This is a genomic window from Microbacterium sp. HD4P20 (genome assembly GCF_019449275.2).
In the GTDB taxonomy this organism is placed as follows: Bacteria; Actinomycetota; Actinomycetes; order Actinomycetales; family Microbacteriaceae; genus Microbacterium.
In genome coordinates this window covers 585,398-608,213 of record NZ_JAHZQZ020000014.1, presented here as the reverse complement: position 1 = coordinate 608,213, position 22,816 = coordinate 585,398, and the positions used below count along the sequence as shown (strand labels likewise).

Sequence of the window (22,816 nt, the reverse complement as noted above, 5' to 3'; positions counted from 1 at the left end):
CCCGTCGTCAGAGTCCGCCCTCGAAGTGCGCGACGCCCTCCGGCGCGAGGGCGAGTTCGATGCGGCGGCGCATGTCGGGCAACTCGAGATGGGGCAGCCCGCCGACGTCGAACCAGCCGACCTCGGTCATCTCGCCGTCGACGGGATGCGGCTCGCCCGAGATCCACGCGCAGCGGAACACCAGATCGAGGTAATCGACCTGGTCGCCGTGCGGATAAACGACCCGGGGCAGCTGGTGAACCCACACCAGGCGCTCCACACGGCAGACCACGCCCGCCTCCTCGAGCGTCTCACGCACTGCGGCGTCCGCCGGCTCCTCGCCCGGGTCCACGATGCCCGTGATGGGCGTGAGCGCGCCGTTGTCGCTGCGTCGCCCCAGCAGGATCAGGTTCTCGCGCAGGACTATGGCCGTCGTGCCGACGAGCGGCAGCGGCGCAGTCCCGATCTGTCGGCGAAGGTCGAGCACGAAATCCGGGGTCGGCATGCTGTCACCCTACGATGCGGGACGATGTCGGATGCCGCGGCCACACTGGGCGCATGGCGATCGATGTGAGACCGGCGACCGTGTTCGACGATGTCGCCACCGTGATCGGCCCCAAGAAGCCCGAGTCGAGCGTGTGCTTCTGCCTGAGCTACCGCATCCCTTCCAGAGAGGCGAACGCGCTGCGCGGTCCGGAGCGGGCCGAGCGTGTGCGACGGCTCATGGTCGAAGAGGAGTACCCGATCGGAGTGCTCGCGTATGACGGCGACGAGGTCGTCGGCTGGGCCGCCGTGGCGCCACGGTCCCGCACGCACTTCGCGACGTTCCGCAAGATCCCGTACGTCGACGACGCCGACGTGTGGTCGTTGTGGTGCTTCCGGGTGCACCCAGGGCATCGCAAGAAGGGTGTCATGCACGCGCTCATCGACGGTGCGGTCGTGTTCGCACGCGAGCAGGGCGCCCCGGCGATCGAGGGCTATCCGGTCGACAACGGCGACGCGAGGGTCGATCTCACGATGGCCTACGTCGGCACGCGCCGGTTGTTCGAGCACGCCGGTTTCGCGAAGGCCGCCGACACCAGCTCGGTGCTGGCGGGGTTCCCGCGCGTGCTCATGCGACGAGAACTGCGCTGAGCGACCTAACCTGAGACCGTGAACGACCTGCTGCGCCGCCGGCTCGACCGCGCGAACACGCTCTACCTCGATTTCGTCGATACGGTGACGTCCGAGCAATTGGGCTCGCACCTCGCCGATCTGCCGTCCGACACGGTGGGCCACCAGCTGTGGTGCGTGCTGGGCGCTCGCGAGAGCTTTCCCCGCGCCGCACGCGCCGGCGACTGGCAGGGCTTCTCGAGTCCGGTCACGCATGAGCAGACGACGGATGCCGCGGCCCTGCGCGCCGCCTTCGTCCAGACGGCGTCCGACGTGGACGAGTGGGTGGCAGGCGTCGCCACGGACGACGAGGACTCGCTGCGGTACGTGATCGCCCTGCTCGAACACGAGACGCAGCACCACGGCCAGCTCATCCGCTATCTGTACGGCCTCGGCATCGAGCGGCCGGATTCGTGGCAGCAGCAGTACGCGCTGGACACCGACTTCTGAGTCCGTGTGAACCATCAGCGCGGCATCCGGCAATACTCGATGTGAGTACTGACAGCGAGATCATCCGCCGGTCCTTCGATGTCCCCGCGGTGTTCGCGGAGCTCTTCGAACGGCACGCGCGGGGGATCGGAGCACTCGCTGCGCGGCGCGACACGTGCCCGCCACCGAGTGACGTCACCGAGACTCCGACGACGCCGGGCGGGGCATCCGTTCCACCCGGTCGCCGGCACCGCCGACACAGAATCGGATCCGCTCCTGCGGACCCGCCGTACGACACGCCGGGCTCGCCGACAGCGCGCCCGGCGTGTCGCCGCAGAGATCCGCGCCTACGGATCCGATTCCGGGCGCGGCGCCCCGACCCTCACCCTCGACTCGAGGGTGAAGCGACCTTCCCGGGAGGGCAGGCGACACCCGCCCTGACCGGCAGCGACGTCGGAGCTGCTCCGTAGACTCGATCCGTGGCATCCGACTCCTTCGTTCACCTGCACGTGCACAGCGAGTACTCGATGCTCGACGGGGCAGCCCGCATCGGCCCGATGGTGCAAGAGGCGGTGCGGCTGGGCATGCCGGCGATCGCTGTCACCGACCACGGCAACACTTTTGCGGCCTACGAGTTCTACCGGACCGCGAAGGATGCCGGCATCAAGCCGATCGTCGGCATCGAGGCTTATGTCACGCCGGGCACGCATCGCTCCGACAAGGCCCGTGTGCGCTGGGGCACGCCCGAGCAGTCCGACGACGACGTGTCGGGCTCGGGTGCGTACACGCACATGACCCTCCTGTCCGAGACCACGGAGGGCATGCACAACCTCTTCCGGCTGTCGTCGAGGGCGAGCATCGAGGGGTACTACTTCAAACCCCGCATGGATCGTGAACTGCTGCAGAAGTACAGCAAGGGGCTCATCGCAACGACCGGCTGCCCCTCGGGTGAAGTGCAGACCCGGCTGCGGCTCGGGCAGTACGACGCCGCGCGCGCGGCGGCCGCGGAGTTCCAGGACATCTTCGGCAAGGAGAACTACTTCGCCGAGATCATGGACCACGGTCTCTCGATCGAGCGCCGGGTCATGGCTGACCTGCTCAAGATCGCGGAGGACCTCGACATCCCGCTGGTCGGTACGAACGACCTGCACTACACGCACCAGCACGACGCGAAAAGCCACGCCGCATTGTTGTGCGTGCAGTCAGGCTCGACGCTGGATGACCCGAAGCGATTCAAGTTCGACGGCGACGGCTACTACGTGAAGTCGCCGGCTGAGATGCGGCAGGTGTTCCGTGACCACCCCGAGGCCTGCGACAGCACGCTGCTGATCGCGGAGCGGTGCGAGGTCGAGTTCGACACCAGCGCGAACTACATGCCTCGGTTCCCGGTCCCCGCGGGCGAGACCGAGGAGTCCTGGTTCATCAAGGAGGTCGAGAACGGCCTCAACGAGCGCTACCCGAACGGCATCCCCGACGAGGTGCGCAAGCAAGCCGAGTACGAGACCGGCGTGATCACCCAGATGGGATTCCCGGGGTACTTCCTCGTGGTCGCCGACTTCATCAACTGGGCCAAGCGCAACGGCATCCGGGTCGGACCGGGTCGTGGCTCGGGCGCGGGCTCGATGGCGGCGTACGCGATGAAGATCACCGATCTCGATCCGCTGCAACACGGTCTGATCTTCGAGCGGTTCCTCAACCCCGACCGTGTATCGATGCCCGACTTCGACGTCGACTTCGACGACCGCCGACGCGGCGAGGTGATCCAGTACGTCACCGAGAAGTACGGCGACGAGCGCGTTGCGCAGATCGTCACCTACGGCACCATCAAGGCCAAGCAGGCACTCAAGGACGCGGGACGCGTGCTGGGGTTCCCGTTCAGCATGGGGGAGCGCCTGACCAAGGCGATGCCGCCGGCCGTGATGGGCAAGGACATGCCGCTGGAGGGCATGTTCGACGCCCAGCATCCCCGCTACAAAGAAGCCTCCGAATTCCGCACGCTGATCGAGACGGATGCCGAGGCCAAGACCGTCTTCGACACCGCGGTGGGCCTGGAGAACCTCAAGCGCCAGTGGGGCGTCCACGCCGCCGGCGTCATCATGTCCAGCGAGCCGCTGATCGACATCATCCCGATCATGAAGCGCGAGCAGGACGGCCAGATCGTCACGCAGTTCGACTACCCCGCGTGCGAGTCGCTCGGCCTGATCAAGATGGACTTCCTGGGGCTTCGCAACCTCACGATCATCAATGACGCCCTCGACAACATCGAGGCCAACCGCGGCCACCCGCTCGTGCTCGAGGATCTGTCGCTGGACGACCAGGCCTCGTACGACCTGCTGACGCGTGGTGACACGCTGGGCGTGTTCCAGCTCGACGGCGGGCCGATGCGATCGCTGTTGCGCCTGATGAAGCCCGACAATTTCGAAGACATCTCTGCCGTCATCGCGCTCTACCGCCCGGGACCGATGGGCGCCAACTCACACATCAACTACGCGCTGCGCAAGAACGGCCAGCAGGAGATCACCCCGATCCACCCCGAGCTCGAAGAGCCGCTGAAAGACATCCTCGACACCAGCTACGGCCTGATCATCTATCAGGAGCAGGTCATGGCGATCGCCCAGCGGGTGGCGGGGTTCAGCCTCGGCCAAGCCGACATCCTTCGCCGGGCGATGGGCAAGAAGAAGAAGTCCGAGCTCGACAAGCAGTACGAGGGCTTCCACCGTGGCATGGCTGACAACGGCTTCGGCGAGGACGCCATCAAGGCGTTGTGGGACATCCTGCTGCCGTTCTCCGACTACGCGTTCAATAAAGCGCACTCCGCTGCCTACGGCCTGGTGTCGTACTGGACGGCCTACCTGAAGGCCCACTACCCGGCCGAGTACATGGCGGCGCTGCTGACGAGCGTCGGCGACTCCAAAGACAAGATGGCCGTGTACCTCAACGAATGTCGGCGCATGGGCATCAAGGTGCTCCCGCCCGACGTCGGCCAGTCGATCCGGTACTTCGCCGCCGTGGGCGAAGACATCCGCTTCGGGCTCGGCGCGGTGCGCAACGTGGGCACCAACGTCGTCGACGGGATCGTCGCCGCGCGCGCCGACGTCGGCTTCACGAGCTTCCACGACTTCCTCGCGAAGGTGCCCGTCCACGTCGCCAACAAGCGCACCGTCGAGTCGCTCATCAAGGCCGGAGCATTCGACTCGCTCGGATCGACCCGGCGCGCCCTGATGGAGATCCACGAGGATGCCGCGGAGGCGGCCGTGCTCGACAAGCGCCGCGAAGCCAACGGCGAGGTAGGTTTCGACTTCGATTCGCTCTGGGGCGAGGACGAACCGCAGCGGGCGGCGAAGGTTCCCGATCGGCCGGAATGGAACAAGAAGGACAAGCTGGCGTTCGAGCGCGAGATGCTGGGCCTGTACGTCTCGGATCATCCGCTGGCGGGCCTTGAGATCCCCTTGGCGAAGCATGCCTCGACGAGCATCCACGACCTGCTGGCTTCAGAGGACGTCGGCGACGGCGATCAGGTCACGATCGCCGGTCTCGTCACGAGCGTCCAGCACCGCGTCGCGAAGCAGAGCGGCAACCCCTACGGCATGATCACCGTCGAGGACTTCGACGGTGAGATCACCGTGATGTTCATGGGCAAGACCTACACCGAGTTCGCGCCGATGCTCGTGGCCGACTCGATCCTCGTGGTGCGCGGGCGGGTGTCTCGGCGAGACGACGGCATGAACCTCCATGCGCAGTCCACGTTCAGCCCGGATCTGGGCACGATGGACGAAGCCGGGAGCCTCGTGCTCGTGATGCCGGAGCGTCGCGCAAACGAGGCACTGATCGGCGAGCTGCTTCAGATGCTGGAACGGCACAAGGGAGGGACGGAGGTGACGATGAAGCTGCACAGCGGCAACGTCGCCAAAGTCTTCGAGGTCCCGCATCCCGTTCGCATCACCCCCGATCTCTACGGCGAGCTGAAGGGGCTGCTGGGGCCGCAGTGTCTCGGCTGAGTCATGCACGTGTGCCATCGGTGACGGTGTGAAGGAGCCTGCGATCTCATGGCGGTCTCATGCGGCGTGGGTAGGATCAGGACGGCGCGGGCCTCGTAAGCCCGCCGGAAGGGACGAACGTGACTGAGGACCAGAGGGAACCGAACAACGACGCGGCGACCGCCGAGGAGGCGCCTCAGTACGGTCTGGGGCCGTTCTCGATCCGCGAGGTCGCACTGATGGGCACCTGGCTCGTCGCGTTCGTCGTCTCGTTCTTCCCGATCTACGGCGAAGTCGGCCGCGGCCCGTCCGTATGGAGCAACGGCATCGACTGGGTGCTCACGATCGGCGTCCCCACCGCGGCCGTCTTCCTCATCGTGCTGCGCCGTCTCTCGCCGGAGGGCATTCGCCGTGTGGGCTCCCTCGGCATCGACCAGTTCGCCTCGGTAGCGTTCTCGGTCTCGACGGTGCTGTGGCTCACCACGATCTGGAACTCGTTCATCACGCTTGCCAACCAGCGGTTCTTCCCTGGCACGTGGGTCGTGTGGGTCGAGTTCTTCCTCATGCTCGCCGGCGTGTTCCTCACCGTGCTCGCGCCCTTCATCGCGCCGTTCGCACAGGACTTCAGCGGGCGGCCCGAGACGGTCGCGCACCGCGCCGCCCGTCCGGTCCGTCCGGTGTCACCGCGCCCGGTCACCGCCCCCGCGGAGCGCGCGCCCCAGGGCGCGTACGGGGACGATGAGGCGCCTGCGCCGCCCGCCGCGCCCGCTCCTTACCCCTCGGCTGCCGATGATGCAGCCGACTCGGGAACGGCCCGTGACGTTGCGCCCGCAGAGACGGCGCCGGATGCCGATTCCACCGCTGCGTCCGGACCCCCCGCGTCCGAGACGACGGAGACGACGGTCATTGAGGCCGAGGAGTGGGAGCCGACATCCGCCGGGTCGGATCCGGCCGCGTCGGCTGCTTCCACAGGCCAGGCGCGCCACCAGGCGTTCTGGGCGCTCGTTCCCGAAGAGCGCGATGTCGTCGACGAGATCGGCATCCCGGTGTTCCGCATCGGTCCGACCGCGTGGGCGCTGGTCATCGAGGATCGCGGCGAGGTGTTCGTGGTGCGGCACGAGGACGGCCGCATCGGCTACCTTCACGACGTCTCCGGGGTGACCCGAGGCTGAACGGCTGTCTGCTCGATCCGACGGCGGCCGGCCGCCGCGATACCGTAGAAGGATGCTCCGGACGATCGATCTGCGCGGGCGCGAGCTGACGCCCGCCGAACTGCTCGCGACCGTGCCACGTGCCACCGCCGCACGCGAAGAGGCCCTCGTCGCCGCGGCGCGCATCGTCGAGGACGTCGCCGAACGCGGGACTGTCGCGCTGCGCGAGCAGTCCGAGCGCTTCGACGGCGTCACGGGCCACGACGTCCGGGTTCCTGCGGTCCACCTCGACGAGGCCCTCGAGTCGCTCGACCCGGCGGTGCGGTCAGCACTCGAGCAGGCGATCGAACGCGTGCGCGAGGCCTCGGCCGCACAGGTGCCCGCTCCCGCGGTCACCGAGCTCGGCCCCGGCGCCCGCGTGATGCAGCGCTGGCAGCCGGTGCGCCGTGTCGGCCTCTACGTGCCCGGTGGCAAGGCCGTCTACCCGTCGAGCGTCGTGATGAACGTCGTGCCGGCGCAGGTCGCCGGTGTCTCCGAGATCGCCCTCGCTTCGCCGCCGCAGCGCGACTTCGGCGGCCGCGTGCACCCCGTCATCCTCGGGGCGGCACGCCTCCTCGGCGTCGTCGAGGTGTACGCGATGGGGGGAGCGGGCGCCATCGGCGCGCTCGCCCACGGCGTACCCGACCTCGGCCTGGAACCCGTCGATGTCGTGACCGGCCCGGGCAACAACTTCGTCGCCGCCGCGAAGCGGGCGGTGGCCGGCCTGGTGGGTACGGATGCCGAGGCCGGCGCGACAGAGATCCTCATCGTCGCCGATGACAGCGCCGACGCCCGCCTCGTCGCGGCGGACCTGATCAGCCAGGCCGAGCACGACGAGCAGGCCTCCGCGGTGCTCGTCACCCCGTCGATGCGCCTCGCCTCGGCCGTGCAGGACGAGATCGGTCCCCGGGCCGCGGCGACCCGTCACGCCGCTCGCGTGTCGGCGGCGCTCACGGGCCCGCAGTCCGCGATCGTGCTCGTCGACGACCTCGCCGCGGCCACGGCATTCAGCAACGCCTACGCTCCTGAGCACCTCGAGCTCCACGTCGCGGACCCTCGCCCGGAGGTGTTCGTGCACGCGGGTGCGATCTTCGTCGGCGACGCGACGCCCGTGAGCCTCGGCGACTACCTCGCCGGCAGCAACCACGTCCTGCCGACCGGCGGTCAGGCCCGGTATTCGGCCGGCCTTTCGGCGGCGACGTTCCTGCGGCCCCAGCAGGTCATCGAGTACGACCGCGCCGCCCTCGCCGTCGTGCGCGACGCGATCGTCACGCTCGCCGAGGCCGAGGCGCTGCCCGCCCACGGTGAGGCGATCACGGCCCGGTTCGACGCGGCAGACTCCACGGTGGGCCAGACCGGGAGCCCGTCCGGCGCCACGGCGTAGGCTGTCTCTGCCATGCACTGTCCGTTCTGCCGCCACGCCGATTCCCGCGTGATCGATTCCCGCACCAGTGACGACGGCCTCAGCATCCGTCGCCGAAGGCAGTGCCCCCAGTGCGGCGGTCGTTTCACCACCGTGGAGACGGCGAGTCTCAACGTCATCAAGCGCTCCGGTGTGATCGAGCCGTTCAGCCGCGAGAAGGTCATGTCGGGCGTGCGCAAGGCCTGTCAGGGCCGTCCGGTCACCGAGGCGGATCTGGCGGTGCTCGCGCAGACCGTCGAAGAGAGCATCCGGCAGACGGGCGCGTCGCAGCTGGACGCGAACGAGATCGGACTGGCGATCCTAGGCCCGCTGCGAGAGCTCGACGAAGTGGCATACCTGCGGTTCGCGAGCGTCTACCAGGCGTTCGATTCGCTCGAGGACTTCGAGGCCGCGATCGAGCAGCTGCGGGTCGACCACGGTCAGGCGCGTCCCGCCGGCGGCGCGGACGCCCCCGCCGGCGACTGATCCCCCTCGGGCAGCCCCCGCCAGAGTCCTGAGCGCGCGGTGCGACCGGATAGCCTGGACGCGATGTATCCGCTCCTGTTCCGCACCGTACTGTCGCGCATGGATCCCGAGTCGGCTCACCATGCGGCGATGGCGGTGATCCGGATGCTGGGCCTCCCGCCGTTCTCGTGGGCGGCGCGTGCGTTGACCCGGCCCGCACCGGAGCTGGCGACCACCGCGCTCGGGCTGCGCTTCGAATCACCCTTCGGCGTGGCTGCCGGCTTCGACAAGGATGTGAAGGGCGCCGCGGGCCTCTTCGCGCTCGGCTTCGGCCATGTCGAGGTCGGGACTCTCACAGCGATCCCGCAAGCGGGCAACGCGCGTCCCCGGCTGTTCCGGCTCATTCCGGACCGCGCCGTGGTCAATCGCATGGGGTTCAACAATCACGGCGCGGAGGCGGCCGCCGAGCGACTGCGGAAGATCCGGCGCCGCTCTCGGCGGGCCGTGCTCGGCGTGAACATAGGCAAGAGCCGCGTGGTGGAGGTGGCCGACGCCACCGCCGACTACGTCCGCAGCGCGTCCCTGCTCGCGCCGCTCGCGGACTACCTCGTCGTGAACGTCTCGTCGCCCAACACCCCCGGGCTGCGAGGTCTGCAGGCCGTCGAGACGCTTCGCCCGCTGCTGCGGGCCGTCCACGACGCTGCGGGCGCGACTCCGCTCCTGGTGAAGATCGCGCCCGATCTGGCAGACGACGAGGTCGAGGCGATCGCCCAGCTGGCCGTCGAACTCGGCCTTGCCGGCCTCATCGCGACGAACACGACGATCTCGCGCGACGGCCTCGTGACCGACTCTGCGACCATTGCGGCCGCGGGCGAGGGCGGCGTGTCGGGCGCGCCGCTCAAGGCCCGCTCACTCGAAGTGCTCCGCCTCGTGAGAGCGGTAGTTCCGTCGGACTTCTGCGTCGTCTCGGTAGGCGGTGTCGAGACCGCCGCCGATGTGAAGCAGCGGATGGATGCCGGTGCCACCCTGGTGCAGGGGTACACCGGGTTCCTCTACCGCGGGCCGCTCTGGGCGCGCCAGATCAACCGAGGGCTCGCGAAGCTGGGCTGAGCGACTGCTCGCCGACCCGGAACCGGTCAGGCGGGCTTCTTGCCGCGCTTCACCTGGGGCTTCGGAAGACGCAGGAAGCGCATCTGAACGGTGCGCATCGCGGCGTACCAGCCGAGGCCCTTCTCCATCTTCCCCTCGCCGAACTTCCGTTTCACGGCGCGCTTGACGGTGATGGAGGTGATCACCATGTCGCCGATGACGAAGAGGATGAAGATCCACAGGCCGATGAAGGCGTAGTACTGCACGGCGGGAGCCGGGATGAAGGTCGCGAGGATGACCACCACCATGGCCGGCATCACGGCCTCGCCCAGGTGCCAGCCGGCGTCGACCCAGTCGCGCACGAACTTGCGCTGCGCGCCCTGGTCGCGCGCCGGGAGGTAGCGGGGGTCGCCCGCGGCCATGCCGAGGCGCGCCTTCTCGCGCTGAGCGGCGAGGTCCGCGCGGGCGCGGGCCTTGGCTTCCTTGGTGTCGGCGACGAGCGGGCGCTTGCGGGCGGCCTCCTGCTCGGAGCGCTTGGGGGTGGGCCGTCCCTTGGTCGTGGCGCCGCCGACGGGTGCGCCGTTGAGAACGGGTCCCTCGGAAGGGGCCTCGTTCGAGGCGGATGCTGCGGGTGTCTTGGCCACGAGTGTTCCTTGGAGTCAGGAAATGGGGTGCGCCTTAAGATTACCCGCATGACCTCTGAGCTCTCCCGACAGGATGCTGTGCGCGAAGCCGCGGCATCCGGTATCCCCTCCGCCCTCGCCGATCTGGGCGGGCTGGTACGCATCCCGTCCGTCGCCTTCCCGGGGTTCGACCCCGGCGAGGTGCAGCGCAGTGCGGAGGCGGTCGCCGCCCTGGTGCGCGAGACGGGACTGTTCGAGAACGTCGAAATCCGCACCGCGGCGATCCCCGGCACGGGGGAGCAAGGCAACCCGGCGGTGCTGGCCACGCGGGCTGCGCGCAACGGGAGGCCGACGATCCTGCTGTACGCGCACCATGATGTGCAGCCGGCGGGCGACGAGACGCTGTGGGAGTCGCCGCCCTTCGAGCCCACCGTTCGCGGCGGTCGCCTGTACGGGCGGGGCGCGGCCGACGACAAGGCGGGCATCATGGCGCACATCGCCGCCCTGCGGGCACTGAAAGAAGCCGTGGGTGAGGACTTCGACCTGGGCGTGGCGCTCTTCTTCGAGGGCGAGGAGGAGGCGGGGTCGCGTTCGTTCGGTCAGTTCCTCAGCGACAACGCCGACGCGCTGCGCGCCGACGTGATCGTCGTCGCCGACTCGGGCAACTGGGATGACAAGACGCCGGCACTCACCGTCTCGCTGCGGGGCAACGCCCGGTTCACGATGCGCGTGAAGACCCTCGAGCATGCCTCGCACTCCGGCATGTTCGGGGGGGCGGTGCCCGACGCGATGATGGCCACCGTCACCCTGCTGTCGACCCTGTGGGACGACGAGGGCGCCGTCGCCGTCGCGGGACTGACCGAACGGGATTCCGAGACCCCGCCGTACAGCGAAGAGACGTTGCGCGACGAAGCCGGCCTACCGGACGGCGTCTCGCCCGTCGGTCGCGGCAGCATCCTCAGCCGGATCTGGAACAAGCCGTCGATCACGGTGACCGGGATCGATGCGCCGAGCGTCGTCAACGCCTCCAACACCCTGAGCCCCGAGATCTCCGTCGTGATCAGCGCGCGGATCGCGCCGGGACAGGCCGCGCGCGACGCGTACGCCGCCATCGAGGCGCACCTGCGCGCCCACGCGCCGTTCGGAGCCGAGCTGGAGTTCTTCGACCAGGACTGCGGCGACGCGTTCCTCGTGGACACGTCGGGCTGGGCCGTCGCCGCCGCGCGCGAGGCGCTTCACGAGGGATACGGCGTGGAGTCGGTCGACATCGGCGTGGGCGGCTCGATACCGTTCATCGCGGATCTTGTCCGCGAGTTCCCGCGCGCGCAGATCCTCGTGACCGGGGTGGAGGACCCGCACGCGCGCGCCCACAGCCCCAACGAGTCGCTGCACCTGGAGACCTTCCGCAACGCTGTCCTGTCGGAGGCGCTGCTGCTCGAGAAGCTGGACGCCCGCACGTCGGATTCGTGAACACACCCGGTTCGGAGCCGCCTCACGGTCGGCGCGCGTAGAATCGAAGCATCCCGCCGCCCTCACGGACCCATCATCCCGGGCGGCCCGTCCGGAGGAGTGCCATGACCGACACCGCACTGACGACTGACCAGACTCAGGCGCCCAGCCGTGAGCATGGTGTGCAGCTGACCGACGCCGCCGCGCTCAAGGTCAAGAGCCTGCTCTCGCAGGAAGGACGCGACGACCTGCGACTGCGGGTGGCCGTCCAGCCGGGCGGATGCAGCGGCCTGATCTACCAGCTGTACTTCGACGAGCGCTCGCTCGACGGCGACAAGACCGTCGACTTCGACGGCGTCGAGGTCATCGTCGACGACATGAGTGTTCCGTACCTCGACGGCGCGATGATCGATTTCAAGGACACCATCTCGGAGCAGGGCTTCACGATCGACAACCCGAACGCCGCCGGCAGTTGCGCATGCGGCGACAGCTTCCACTGACCCGCTGACGACGCGGTACTTTTCCGGCGGGCCCGGGCGCTTGAAAAGGCGTCCGGGCCCGCCTTTTTCCGTTCTCGGCGGCCGACTCAACCTGGGCGGATGGCCTGAATCCACTGGGCGCTTGCCCTAGACTGGCGAGAGTCCTGTTCGCGATCCGGAAAGGTGCACCGTGCCTTCGAAACGCCGTATCCGCTGGGCCGTTCTCCCACTCGGGATCGCAACGGCTGCAGTCCTCGCCGGATGCACCCCGACGGAGTTGCACGGCTACCTTCCCGGCTTCATCGAGAGCGGCGAGCCCGCCACCGACCGCACCGACATGGTCGCCGGGCTGTGGGTCAACTCGTGGATCGTCCTCCTCGCCGTCGGCGTCATCACGTGGGGCCTGATGGGCTGGGCGGCCATCGCTTACCGCCGCCGCAAGGGCCAGCGCGGACTGCCGGTGCAACTGCGGTACAACATGCCGATCGAGATCTTCTATACGATCGTGCCGCTCATCCTCGTGATCGGCTTCTTCGCCTTCACGGCGCGTGACCAGACGATCCTCGAGACGCAGTACGACGACCCGGATGTCGAGATCACCGCGATCGGCAAGCAGTGGTCGTGGGATTTCCAGTACGACGGCGAGACCGAAGAGGACACCGTCTGGACCATGGGTGTCCAGGCGCAGACCGACGACCAGGGCAACATCACGAGCGAGCTGCCCACCCTGGTGCTCCCTGTCGACCAGAGCGTCAAGATCAAGCTGCAGTCCCGCGATGTCATCCACTCGTTCTGGATCATCGACTTCCTGTACAAGAAGGACATGTACATCGGCAAGGACAATTACTGGTCCTTCACGCCGACCCGGGAGGGCTCGTACGCCGGCAAGTGCGCAGAGCTGTGCGGGGAGTACCACTCGATGATGCTGTTCAACGTCGAGGTCGTGAGCGCGGACGAGTACGAGGACTACCTCGACACACTCCGCGACGCCGATCAGACGGGCGACATCAACGACGCCTACGACCGCCTGCAGAACATGCCGGGCACAGGTGGGACCCCTGAGGACGAAGAGGGAGACAACTGATCATGGCGACGACGCTTCCGCTCGAGGAGACGACGCAGGGTCGCCCGACCACCCTGCCGCCGCGTCAAGCCGCACTGCTCAGCGCCACGCGCGTCGAGCAGAAGGGCAACATCATCGTCAAGTGGATCACCTCCACCGACCACAAGACGATCGGTTACCTGTACCTCATCGCATCGGTGATCTTCTTCCTGCTGGGCGGGGTGATGGCCCTGATCATCCGGGCCGAGCTCTTCGAGCCCGGGATGCAGATCGTGCCGACGAAGGAGCAGTACAACCAGCTCTTCACGATGCACGGCACGATCATGCTGCTGATGTTCGCCACCCCGCTGTTCGCGGGCTTCGCGAACGCCATCCTGCCGCTGCAGATCGGTGCCCCCGACGTCGCCTTCCCCCGCCTGAACGCGTTCGCCTTCTGGTTGTTCCTCTTCGGCTCGACGATCGCCGTGGCCGGCTTCCTGACGCCGCAGGGCGCCGCGTCGTTCGGCTGGTTCGCGTATCAGCCACTGGCCAGCGCGACATTCTCGCCGGGTGCCGGCGGTAACCTGTGGATGCTGGGCCTGGGTATGAGCGGTTTCGGCACCATCCTCGGCGCCGTGAACTTCATCACGACGATCATCACCATGCGTGCGCCCGGCATGACCATGTGGCGGATGCCGATCTTCTCGTGGAACACGCTGGTCACCAGCATCCTGATCCTGATGGCGTTCCCCGTGCTCGCCGCGGCGATCCTGGCCGCGGCGGCGGACCGCGTGCTCGGTGCTCACATCTACGATCCCGCGAACGGCGGCGTTCTGCTGTGGCAGCACCTGTTCTGGTTCTTCGGGCATCCTGAGGTGTACATCATCGCGCTGCCGTTCTTCGGCATCGTGTCGGAGATCTTCCCGGTGTTCAGCCGCAAGCCGATCTTCGGGTACAAGACGCTCGTCTACGCGACCATCGCGATCGCGGCGCTGTCGGTCGCGGTGTGGGCGCACCACATGTACGTCACGGGTGCCGTGCTGCTGCCCTTCTTCGCGCTGATGACGATGCTCATCGCGGTGCCGACGGGCGTGAAGATCTTCAACTGGATCGGCACGATGTGGCGCGGGTCGGTGACCTTCGAGACGCCCATGGTGTTCGCGCTCGGGTTCCTCGTGTCGTTCGTCTTCGGTGGTCTGACGGGCATCATCCTGGCCTCGCCGCCGCTGGACTTCCATCTGTCGGATTCGTACTTCGTCGTGGCGCACTTCCACTACGTCGTGTTCGGCACCGTGGTGTTCGCGATGTTCGCCGGCTTCTACTTCTGGTGGCCGAAGTGGACGGGCAAGATGCTCAACGAGCGGCTCGGTTACGTCCACTTCTGGATGCTGTTCATCGGGTTCCACATGACCTTCCTGATCCAGCACTGGCTCGGTGTGGACGGCATGGTCCGCCGGTATGCGGACTACTCCGCGGCCGATGGCTGGACCTGGGAGAATCAGGTCTCGACGATCGGCGCGATGCTGCTCGGCGCCTCGATGATCCCGTTCCTGTTCAACGTATGGATCACCACGCGCAAGGCGCCCAAGGTGACGGTGAACGACCCCTGGGGCTACGGCGCGTCGCTGGAGTGGGCGACCTCGTGCCCGCCGCCGCGGCACAACTTCACGTCGATCCCGCGGATTCGCAGCGAGCGGCCCGCGTTCGACCTGAACCACCCCGAAGCCGGCATCCCTGTCGGCGTCGGACCTGCGAAGGACGCCCCCGAAGCCCCGGTTGCCGACGTGGCCGAGGGAAAGGTGAAGTAAGTGCGCACGAACGCGGGACTGTGGTGGCTGCTCGCCGGTTTCTTCTTCCTCGTGGCGGTGATGTACACCGTCTGGAATCTGATCTCGCACTGGGACACCAACGCGACAGGCGGCCAGTCCTACTGGGAGACGATGACCCTGTCGATCGAATGGGTCGGCAGCGTCGCGCTGCTGTTCACGGCTTTCATGGCCGCTTTGATCGCCTTCTACATCGCGAAGGTGCACAAGGCGCAGGGCGGTGAGCTGCCCGAAGACATTCTGACGGCCGATATCGACGACGGCGACCCGGAGCTCGGAGAGTTCAGCCCGTGGTCCTGGTGGCCCATCGTCCTCGCCTTCTCGGCGGCTCTCGCGATGATCGGTCTCGCCGTCGGCGCCTGGCTCATGCCGATCGGCATCGCGGTGTTCGTCGTTGCGATCGTCGGCTGGGTGTACGAGTACTACCGCGGCTACTTCGCACGCTGATCCGGCACCGGACCACATCCCTCCGCCGTGCAGGCTCGCAGACGTGAGGTTTCATCGATGATGGAGCCTCACGTCGTTCTGCGTGCGGCCGCCGTCTCCGATGTCGGGGCGCATCGCCCGGTCAATCAGGACGCCGCGTTCACCGCCGCGTGGGGCGCCGCGGTGGCCGACGGGGTCGGTGGGGGACCGGCAGGCGACTTCGCGTCCGCGGCGTTCGTGCACCGGCTCGCGGCCGGGCGGCCTACCGGGCTGGGGGCCGAACAGCTGGCCGCGAGCGTGCGCGCTGCCAATTGGGATCTCCGTGCCCACGTCGAGCGTGATCCCGCGCTGACCGGAATGGCCACCACGTTCACCGGCATCTTCGTGGCGGGTTCGAGGTCACTGCTGCTCGCCCATACGGGGGACTCCCGCGCGTATCGCCTGCGGGACGGAGTGCTGACGCGGCAGACGCGTGACGACTCCCTGGTGCAGGTGCTCGTCGATCGGGGCATCGTCGCCGAAGAGGATGCGGCATCCCATCCGCGCCGCAACGTGATCACCGCATCGCTCAGCGGTGCGGAACGCGACGCGCCCACGATCGTGGAGCACGAGCCCCGCGCGGGGGATCGATGGCTGCTGTGCAGCGATGGTCTGACCGACTATGTGCCGGATGCCGACATCCATGCGCTCTTGACGGCTCACGACCGCGTCGAGGATGCCGCCACGGCCGGCGTCGGGCTCGCCCTGGACGCCGGGACCTTCGACAACGTCACCGTGATCGTCGCGGACGTGGTCCCGGGGCGTTCCACGGCGGCACCCCCGCACGAGACGACGTTCTACGGTGCGGCGAGGGCCCGGTTCATGGAGGGGCTCGAGTCGGCCTGAGCGACGCTCAGCCGACTGCTGCGCCGCGCACGACCATCACCTGGGGATCGAATACCCGGGGCAGCCCGCCGCCGTCGTTCTCGGTCGGCTGACCCTCACGCACCCAGTACTCGTAGCCGCCGATCATCTCTCGTACGGCGTATCCCAGCTTTGCGAACTCCACCGCTCCCTTCGCCCCCGCGTTGCAGCCCGGGCTCCAGCAGTACACCACCACGGGCGTCGAACGGTTGATCTCCACCGTCGCACGTTCCGCGATCTCGCGGTACGGCATGTGGACGGCGCCCGAGATGCGTCCCTGCGCCCACGCTTCGTCGCTCCGGACGTCGACCAACACGAAATCCTCACCGGCCTTCTGGGCGGCGTACACGTCGGAGGCATCCGTCTCGAGGGCGAGCTTCGTGGAGTAGTAGGTCAAGGCGTCCGTCATGCTCTCACCCTACGGACCGGCCCGTCATGCCCGGGCGCTGCGGCCGACATCCAGCGGCGGAATCCTGCCGTTTCATATTCCGCCCCCTCGCGTACGACGAGCGATGCCCGGCACGACCGGTGAGGGTCGTGCCGGGCATCCGGCTCGCTCGACGCGACGTGCTAGGCGTCGGATTCCTTGTCGCCGTCGCGCGGCGCGCGAGTCCCCGGCTGAGATTCCGGCACGATCACGTTCGACGGGCGCACCGCCGTCTCGGAGTTGTGGCCGTCGTCGATCGGCGTGTGTGGTGCATCCGGAACGCCGGCGCGCTCGTGCGCGGCCTGCAGCTCAGCGTGCTCTTCCTCCGCGATGTGGTCCAGCGCGTGGTGCTGATGCGCGAGTGCCGCATCGAGCTCGGTCTGCGTCACGGGGGAGAGCCGGTCCTCGAAGAACCAGCGCGAGATCGAAGCGCGCAGGTTCTCGTGCCAGGGGATGTTCCCCTTGGCGTTCGGGCGCACGACGAGCGGCTCGTAGATCTCGTGGTCGACCAGCTTGTACCGGTCGTACTCGTCGACGGGCTGGTGGACCTCGATGTACTCGCCACCGGGGAGGCGCACGATGCGGCCCGATTCGTAGCCGTGCAGGGCGATCTCGCGATCCTTCTTCTGCAGCGCGAGACAGATGCGCTTGGTGACGAAGTAGGCGACGATCGGGCCGAAGATCAGCAGCGCCTGGAGGGTGTGGATGACACCTTCCATCGTGAGCCAGAAATGGGTGGCGATGATGTCCGACGACGCCGCGGCCCACATCACCGCGTACGTGGTCACACCGGCCGCGCCGATCGCGGTGCGCGTCGCGGCGTTGCGCGGGCGCTGCGCGATGTGGTGCTCGCGCTTGTCGCCCGTCACCCACGCCTCGATGAAGGGGTAGATCAGGACGAGAACGAGGAAGATGCCGATCACGCCGAGCGGCACGAGGATGTTGAAGGACCACGTGCGGTCGAGGAAGACGAACTCCCAGCCCGGCGGGATGAGGCGCAGCATGCCGTCGGCGAAGCCGATGTACCAGTCCGGCTGCGTACCGGCCGACACCGGAGACGGGTCGTACGGGCCGTAGTTCCAGATCGGGTTGATCGTGAACAGCGAGGCGACGAGCACGATCACGCCGAACGTGATGAAGAGGAAGCCGCCCATCTTCGACATGTACACCGGCATCATCGGGTAGCCCACGACGTTGCTGTTCGAGCGGGCCGGACCCGCGAACTGTGTGTGCTTGTTGATGACCATGAGCATCAGGTGCAGGACGAGCAGAGCGACGAGGATCGCCGGAAGCAGCAGGATGTGCAGGGTGTACAGGCGTCCGACGATCGCGGTGCCGGGGAACTCGCCGCCGAACAGCAGGAACGAGGTCCAGGTGCCGATGAGCGGGATGCCCTTGATCATGCCGTCGATGATGCGCAGGCCATTGCCCGAGAGCACGTCGTCGGGCAGCGAATAGCCGGTGAATCCTTCGGCCATCGCGAGGATGAACAGGATGAAGCCGATCACCCAGTTCAGTTCGCGGGGCTTGCGGAAGGCGCCGGTGAAGAAGATGCGCAGCATGTGCACACCGATGCCGGCGACGAACACGAGCGCGGCCCAGTGATGGATCTGACGAACCAGCAGACCGCCGCGGATGTCGAAGGAGATCTCGAGGGTGGACGCCATGGCGGCGGACATCTCGATGCCACGCATCGGCAGGAAGGCGCCGTAGTAGTGCGTCTCGACCATCGACGCCTGGAAGAAGAACGTGAGGAACGTGCCCGACAGGAGCACCACGACGAAACTCCACAGGGCGATCTCACCCAGCATGAACGACCAGTGGTCGGGGAAGATCTTGCGTCCGAGCTCTTTGACGAAGCCCGACAGGCTCGTGCGCTCATCGATGTAGTTCGCGGTGGCGCCGATGAAGCGGCCGCCCAGCGGCTTGTCACGCGCCGGGATGGGCTCCGAAGACGAGGCCGGCTCCCGAGTGACGTTCTCGGTGGGGTGAGTGGCGGTACTCAATGACGCTCCCAGAAGCTCGGGCCGACGGGTTCGTGGAAGTCGCTGCGTGCCACGAGGTAGCCCTCGTCGTCGACGGTGATGGGCAGCTGCGGCAGCGGGCGCGCGGCCGGCCCGAAGATGACCTTCGCGTGGTCGGTCACGTCGAACTGCGACTGGTGGCAGGGGCACAGCAGGTGGTGCGTCTGCTGCTCGTAGAGCGCGACGGGGCAGCCGACGTGCGTGCACACCTTGGAGTAGGCGACGATGCCGTTGTACGACCACTCCCGGCGCTCCTCCGACTCGGTGAGCTGCTCAGGGAGCAGCCGCACCGCGAGGACGATGGCCTTGGCCTTTTCTTCGAGGTAGCCGTCGTGGTGCGAGAGCTCGGCAAGGGACTCGGGGATGACGTGCACGGCGGAGCCGAGCGTGAGGTCTGCTGCGCGGATGGGCTCGCCACTCGGGTCATGGACGAGCCGCTCGCCTTCTCTCCACATGGTGTGCTCGAGAAGGTAGACCGGGTCACCGGCATGCGGGTGCTCGGGCGAACTGAACGGGGCCAGACCGCGGAAGAGGACGATGCCGGGAGCCACGGATGCGACCAGCGCCGCGATCATCGAGTTGCGGATCATGACGCGACGCCCGAACCCGGACTCTTCGTTCGCGGCGGCGAAAGCCCCGATGGCGGCCTCACGGGTGCTGTCACGTCCCCGCGTGGCGTGGCGGGGCTCGATGAACTCCTTGTCGGACATGATCGCCTTGGACCAGTGGATCGCGGCGATGCCGATCGCGAGGAGGGCGAGAGCGATTCCCAGACCGATGAAGAGGTTGTTGTGGCGGATGTCGATGATCCGGCCGCTCTCGATCGGGAACAGCATGTATGCCGCGATGGCCCAGATGCTGCCCGCGATCGACAGGTAGAAGAGCGTGTAGACCGTGCGGGCCGCGCGCTTCATGGCGACCGGGTCCTTGTCGGTCATCCGCTCGCGGTGCGGGGGGAGCTCCGGGTTGCGCACCGGGTCGTTCACCGCGACGGCGAGCCCGGGGGAGGGCTTCCAGGAAGCCCTCTCGTGCTCGAGCGGGTCGTCCTCGTGTGCCATGCTGCTCCTCGTCAGTGTTGCGTGTTGGTTCGTGATCAGTTGGACTTCGCCGTGATCCATACGGTCAGTGCGATCAGCGAACCGATCCCGAAGATCCAGATGAAGAGGCCCTCGGACACCGGCCCCAACGAGCCGAGCGAGAATCCGCCCGCCGACTGGTTGTCCTGCAGATAGAGCAGGTAGGTGATGACGTCGCGCTTCTCTTCGGTCGTCAGCGTCATGTCGTTGAACACCGGCATGTTCTGCGGACCCGTGACCATCGCCGCGTACATGTTCAGCGGAGTGACCTCGTGGAGAGCCGGAGCGTACTTGCCCTCGGTCAGTGCGCCGCCCGCGCCGGCGACGTTGTGACACATCGCGCAGTTGATGCGGAACAGCTCGCCTCCCTCGGCAGCGTTGCCTTCGCCGTCGAGGACTTCCTCGTCGGGGAAGCTCGGGCCGGGAGCGATCGACTGGATGTACTCGCCGATCGCGGCGATCTGCTCATCCGTGAACTGGACAGGCTTCTGCGGGGCCTGGGGTCCCTGCATCTGCAGGGGCATGCGGCCGGTGCTCATCTGGAAGTGGACGGCGAGCTCGCCGACGCCGTAGAGCGACGGGCCGTCGTCGGTTCCCTGGACGTCGAGCCCGTGACAGGTGGCGCAGTTCGCCTGGAACAGCCGCTCACCGTCTTCGACGGTGAGCGCCGAGTCGACGGTCGTCTGCGGTGCGGTGGCCGCCATCGCGGCGGATGCCCCGGCGTAGACGCCGCCGGTGATCAGCAGTCCGAGGCCGATGAGCGCGGCGGTGGCCCAGGGGCTCCGGCGTCCATTCGAGCGGCGCGTGGTCTCTCGTGCCATGTCGGTGAATCAGCTCCGCTCTTACTTCAAGAAATAGATGACGGCGAACAGGGCGATCCAGACGACGTCGACGAAGTGCCAGTAGTACGACACGACGATCGAAGACGTCATCTCCTTGCGCCCGAAGTTCTTCACGGCGTACGCACGGCCGATCACCAGCAGGAAGGCGATCAGACCGCCGGTCACGTGCAGGGCGTGGAAGCCGGTCGTCAGATAGAAGGCGGACGCGTACGCGTTCGCGTCGATGGGCATGCCTTCGGCGACGAGCTGCGCGTACTCCCACACCTGGCCCGAGACGAAGATCGCACCGAGCGCGAAGGTCAGCCAGAACCACTCGACCATGCCCCAGCGCTGCCAGAAGGAGTTGGACTTCACCGTGTAGGGCTGGAACCGCTCGGCCGCGAAGACGCCCATCTGGCACGTGACCGACGAGAGCACCAGGATGATGGTGTTCACGAGGGCGTACGGAACGTTGAGCAGCTGCGTGCTCTCCGCCCACAGATCGGGGGAGGTGCTGCGGAGGGTGAAGTAGATCGCGAAGAGGCCCGCGAAGAACATCACCTCGCTGCCGAGCCACACGATCGTGCCGACAGCGACCGGATCCGGCCGCTTGACGGACCGCATGGCCTGGGAGTAGGTCGCTGTGGAGGTCGTCACACACCCCATTATGGCCGATGCGACGCGGTGATTTTCGCATCGGAGGGCTCGATTTGCCGCCGCCGGAACTTAGGACGCCCTAAGAGAACCCCGCGAGTCCACCGTGAACGTGCGGTGAACACGCCGATCGTCTGGCGCGCGGGCCGAGGCGTCACGAAAGCGTTGCGATCCCACGCCGCCGCTAGGCTTCTCGGTTATGGCGGAGCTCTACACCTGGCCGGGAATCCTGACCGCGCTGCTCGATCGGCGCGACCTCAGCGTGTCGGAGTCGACGTGGGCGATGCGCCAGATCATGTCGGGCACGGCGACGCCGTCGCAGCTGTCGGGCTTCCTGCTGGCGCTTCGCGCGAAGGGCGAGACCGTCGACGAGATCGTCGGCTTCCGCGATGCCATCCTCGAGGCGGCGCTGCCCCTGCCGGTGGACGCCGCCGTGCTCGACATCGTCGGAACCGGAGGAGATCGCTTCGGCACGGTGAACGTGTCCACCATGGCCGCGCTCGTGGCCGCGGCATCCGGTGTCCCGGTGGTCAAGCACGGCAACAAGGCCGCGAGCTCGGCCTCGGGCTCGTCGGACGTGCTCGGCGCCCTCGGAATCGACCTCACGCTCTCGCCCGAGGCGGTCGCCGAGACGCTCTCACGCGCGGGGATCACGTTCGCCTTCGCCACAGCGTTCCACCCCGGATTCCGCCACGCGGGTCCGTCGCGCCGCGAGCTGGGGGTGCCGACCGTGTTCAACTTCCTGGGCCCGCTGTGCAATCCCGCGCGCGCGGAGGCCAACGCGGTCGGAGTCGCGCACCTGGACCGGGTGCCACTGATCACCGGCGTCTTCCGCACGCGCGGTGCGACCGCACTGGTCTTCCGCGGCGACGACGGCCTGGACGAGCTCACCACGACGGGCCACAGCCGGCTCTGGGAGGTCAGCCGCGGCGACGTGCACGAGCACGACCTGGATCCGCGCGATCTGGGGATCCCGCTGGCCCAGATCGGCGACCTGCTGGGCGGCGACCCCGCCCACAATGCCGCCGTCGTCCACCAGGTCCTGCAGGGGGAGCGTGGTGCCGTCCGCGACATCGTGCTGCTCAACGCCGCGGCGGGAATCGTCGCGTATCGCCTGTTCCGGGATGCGACCGAGGTGCAGCGCCCGATCCTCGAGCGACTCGCCGAGGCCCGAGACGAGGCTGCCGCCGCCATCGACGGGGGCGCGGCGGCGGCGACCCTCGATCGCTGGGTGACGACCACGCACGAACTCGCCGGCTGACCACGACCCCGCGCGCGGGCCACCGTCTTCCACGCCGTCGCCGCCTCCCGCTAGCGTGTGCCTGAACAGCCACCTTCAGGAGGACGCGATGACGGCGCTCACCACCGCGGTCGACAGATCGA

At 67.8% G+C, this 22,816-nt stretch carries 21 protein-coding genes; 14 read left to right on the top strand and 7 right to left on the bottom strand.

The genetic code is table 11. The features are described 5' to 3' along the window. Window positions 1-7 precede the first annotated feature (7 nt). Window positions 8-484, bottom strand: coding sequence for an NUDIX domain-containing protein (locus K0817_RS11160; RefSeq protein ID WP_219981491.1), 477 nt, complete (start codon window positions 482-484; stop codon window positions 8-10). A 53-nt stretch (window positions 485-537) separates the two neighbouring features. On the opposite strand from K0817_RS11160, the gene K0817_RS11155 reads away from it, so the two are divergent. The 7 genes from K0817_RS11155 (at window position 538) to K0817_RS11125 (ending at window position 9,704) form a co-directional block, all read left to right on the top strand. Next, window positions 538-1,113, top strand: coding sequence for a GNAT family N-acetyltransferase (locus K0817_RS11155; RefSeq protein ID WP_219981490.1), 576 nt, complete (start codon window positions 538-540; stop codon window positions 1,111-1,113). An 18-nt stretch (window positions 1,114-1,131) separates the two neighbouring features. Next, on the top strand, window positions 1,132-1,581 hold the full coding sequence (locus K0817_RS11150; RefSeq protein ID WP_219981489.1) for a hypothetical protein: 450 nt from the start codon (window positions 1,132-1,134) through the stop codon (window positions 1,579-1,581). Between the two features lie 506 nt (window positions 1,582-2,087). Next, window positions 2,088-5,558 carry a DNA polymerase III subunit alpha gene (gene dnaE, locus K0817_RS11145; protein WP_253735346.1) on the top strand — a complete coding sequence of 1,157 codons (3,471 nt, stop codon included), beginning with the start codon at window positions 2,088-2,090 and terminating at the stop codon, window positions 5,556-5,558. A 119-nt stretch (window positions 5,559-5,677) separates the two neighbouring features. After that, a complete protein-coding gene (locus tag K0817_RS11140) occupies window positions 5,678-6,709 on the top strand; it encodes a hypothetical protein (RefSeq protein ID WP_253735314.1) in 1,032 nt (343 codons plus the stop codon). Between the two features lie 52 nt (window positions 6,710-6,761). Beyond that, window positions 6,762-8,111 (top strand): histidinol dehydrogenase, encoded by a 1,350-nt coding sequence (gene hisD / locus K0817_RS11135; RefSeq protein ID WP_219981487.1) that lies wholly within the window; start codon window positions 6,762-6,764, stop codon window positions 8,109-8,111. A gap of 12 nt (window positions 8,112-8,123) precedes the next feature. Further along, entirely contained in the window at window positions 8,124-8,615 is a 492-nt protein-coding gene (nrdR, locus tag K0817_RS11130) for a transcriptional regulator NrdR (RefSeq protein ID WP_219981486.1), read from the top strand. Window positions 8,616-8,678: 63 nt separating this feature from the next. Then, window positions 8,679-9,704, top strand: coding sequence for a quinone-dependent dihydroorotate dehydrogenase (locus tag K0817_RS11125; protein WP_219981485.1), 1,026 nt, complete (start codon window positions 8,679-8,681; stop codon window positions 9,702-9,704). Between the two features lie 26 nt (window positions 9,705-9,730). Here the strand turns inward: K0817_RS11125 and K0817_RS11120 are convergent, their stop codons facing one another. Then, the gene (locus K0817_RS11120; RefSeq protein ID WP_219981484.1) at window positions 9,731-10,327 is read right to left on the bottom strand and encodes a DUF3043 domain-containing protein; all 597 of its coding nucleotides are present in this window, start codon (window positions 10,325-10,327) and stop codon (window positions 9,731-9,733) included. 48 nt (window positions 10,328-10,375) lie between these two features. Between K0817_RS11120 and K0817_RS11115 the strand changes: the two genes are divergently transcribed. The 6 genes from K0817_RS11115 (at window position 10,376) to K0817_RS11090 (ending at window position 16,413) form a co-directional block, all read left to right on the top strand. Continuing rightward, window positions 10,376-11,776 carry a dipeptidase gene (locus K0817_RS11115; RefSeq protein WP_219981483.1) on the top strand — a complete coding sequence of 467 codons (1,401 nt, stop codon included), beginning with the start codon at window positions 10,376-10,378 and terminating at the stop codon, window positions 11,774-11,776. Window positions 11,777-11,880: 104 nt separating this feature from the next. Then, window positions 11,881-12,255, top strand: coding sequence for an iron-sulfur cluster insertion protein ErpA (erpA, locus tag K0817_RS11110; protein WP_219981482.1), 375 nt, complete (start codon window positions 11,881-11,883; stop codon window positions 12,253-12,255). 169 nt (window positions 12,256-12,424) lie between these two features. Then, window positions 12,425-13,318 (top strand): cytochrome c oxidase subunit II, encoded by an 894-nt coding sequence (gene coxB, locus K0817_RS11105; protein ID WP_219981481.1) that lies wholly within the window; start codon window positions 12,425-12,427, stop codon window positions 13,316-13,318. A gap of 2 nt (window positions 13,319-13,320) precedes the next feature. Beyond that, entirely contained in the window at window positions 13,321-15,084 is a 1,764-nt protein-coding gene (gene ctaD / locus K0817_RS11100) for a cytochrome c oxidase subunit I (protein ID WP_219981480.1), read from the top strand. Next, window positions 15,085-15,549, top strand: a complete 465-nt coding sequence (locus tag K0817_RS11095) for a cytochrome c oxidase subunit 4 (protein WP_219981479.1) — start codon at window positions 15,085-15,087, stop codon at window positions 15,547-15,549. A gap of 57 nt (window positions 15,550-15,606) precedes the next feature. Continuing rightward, window positions 15,607-16,413: a PP2C family serine/threonine-protein phosphatase gene (locus tag K0817_RS11090; protein WP_253735313.1), complete on the top strand. Its 807-nt coding sequence runs from the start codon at window positions 15,607-15,609 to the stop codon at window positions 16,411-16,413. A 7-nt stretch (window positions 16,414-16,420) separates the two neighbouring features. On the opposite strand, the gene K0817_RS11085 is transcribed toward K0817_RS11090, so the two are convergent. The 5 genes from K0817_RS11085 to K0817_RS11065 all read right to left on the bottom strand — a co-directional run bounded on the left by K0817_RS11085 (window position 16,421) and on the right by K0817_RS11065 (window position 21,445). After that, window positions 16,421-16,840, bottom strand: a complete 420-nt coding sequence (locus K0817_RS11085) for a rhodanese-like domain-containing protein (RefSeq protein WP_219981478.1) — start codon at window positions 16,838-16,840, stop codon at window positions 16,421-16,423. Window positions 16,841-17,001: 161 nt separating this feature from the next. After that, window positions 17,002-18,864 (bottom strand): cytochrome bc complex cytochrome b subunit, encoded by a 1,863-nt coding sequence (locus K0817_RS11080; protein ID WP_374209543.1) that lies wholly within the window; start codon window positions 18,862-18,864, stop codon window positions 17,002-17,004. Then, window positions 18,861-19,940 (bottom strand): ubiquinol-cytochrome c reductase iron-sulfur subunit, encoded by a 1,080-nt coding sequence (locus tag K0817_RS11075; protein WP_219981477.1) that lies wholly within the window; start codon window positions 19,938-19,940, stop codon window positions 18,861-18,863. Before K0817_RS11075 ends, K0817_RS11080 begins: the two co-directional genes overlap by 4 nt. Window positions 19,941-19,975: 35 nt before the next feature. Next, window positions 19,976-20,779: a c-type cytochrome gene (locus K0817_RS11070; protein WP_219981476.1), complete on the bottom strand. Its 804-nt coding sequence runs from the start codon at window positions 20,777-20,779 to the stop codon at window positions 19,976-19,978. 21 nt (window positions 20,780-20,800) lie between these two features. Beyond that, a complete protein-coding gene (locus K0817_RS11065) occupies window positions 20,801-21,445 on the bottom strand; it encodes a heme-copper oxidase subunit III (RefSeq protein ID WP_219981475.1) in 645 nt (214 codons plus the stop codon). A gap of 187 nt (window positions 21,446-21,632) precedes the next feature. On the opposite strand from K0817_RS11065, the gene trpD reads away from it, so the two are divergent. After that, entirely contained in the window at window positions 21,633-22,694 is a 1,062-nt protein-coding gene (gene trpD, locus K0817_RS11060; protein ID WP_219981474.1) for an anthranilate phosphoribosyltransferase, read from the top strand. The last annotated feature ends 122 nt before the right edge of the window (window positions 22,695-22,816 follow it).

Bases quoted from the DNA above. Each gene is read 5' to 3' on its own strand.
- K0817_RS11085 (WP_219981478.1), bottom strand. From the start codon at position 16,840: ATGACGGACGCCTTGACCTACTACTCCACGAAGCTCGCCCTCGAGACG.
- trpD (WP_219981474.1), top strand. From the start codon at position 21,633: ATGGCGGAGCTCTACACCTGGCCGGGAATCCTGACCGCGCTGCTCGAT.
- hisD (WP_219981487.1), top strand. From the start codon at position 6,762: ATGCTCCGGACGATCGATCTGCGCGGGCGCGAGCTGACGCCCGCCGAA.
- ctaD (WP_219981480.1), top strand. From the start codon at position 13,321: ATGGCGACGACGCTTCCGCTCGAGGAGACGACGCAGGGTCGCCCGACC.
- K0817_RS11125 (WP_219981485.1), top strand. From the start codon at position 8,679: ATGTATCCGCTCCTGTTCCGCACCGTACTGTCGCGCATGGATCCCGAG.
- K0817_RS11160 (WP_219981491.1), bottom strand. From the start codon at position 484: ATGCCGACCCCGGATTTCGTGCTCGACCTTCGCCGACAGATCGGGACT.
- K0817_RS11075 (WP_219981477.1), bottom strand. From the start codon at position 19,940: ATGGCACACGAGGACGACCCGCTCGAGCACGAGAGGGCTTCCTGGAAG.
- dnaE (WP_253735346.1), top strand. From the start codon at position 2,088: ATGCTCGACGGGGCAGCCCGCATCGGCCCGATGGTGCAAGAGGCGGTG.
- K0817_RS11070 (WP_219981476.1), bottom strand. From the start codon at position 20,779: ATGGCACGAGAGACCACGCGCCGCTCGAATGGACGCCGGAGCCCCTGG.
- K0817_RS11090 (WP_253735313.1), top strand. From the start codon at position 15,607: ATGATGGAGCCTCACGTCGTTCTGCGTGCGGCCGCCGTCTCCGATGTC.
- K0817_RS11115 (WP_219981483.1), top strand. From the start codon at position 10,376: ATGACCTCTGAGCTCTCCCGACAGGATGCTGTGCGCGAAGCCGCGGCA.
- K0817_RS11155 (WP_219981490.1), top strand. From the start codon at position 538: ATGGCGATCGATGTGAGACCGGCGACCGTGTTCGACGATGTCGCCACC.
- erpA (WP_219981482.1), top strand. From the start codon at position 11,881: ATGACCGACACCGCACTGACGACTGACCAGACTCAGGCGCCCAGCCGT.
- K0817_RS11065 (WP_219981475.1), bottom strand. From the start codon at position 21,445: ATGGGGTGTGTGACGACCTCCACAGCGACCTACTCCCAGGCCATGCGG.
- nrdR (WP_219981486.1), top strand. From the start codon at position 8,124: ATGCACTGTCCGTTCTGCCGCCACGCCGATTCCCGCGTGATCGATTCC.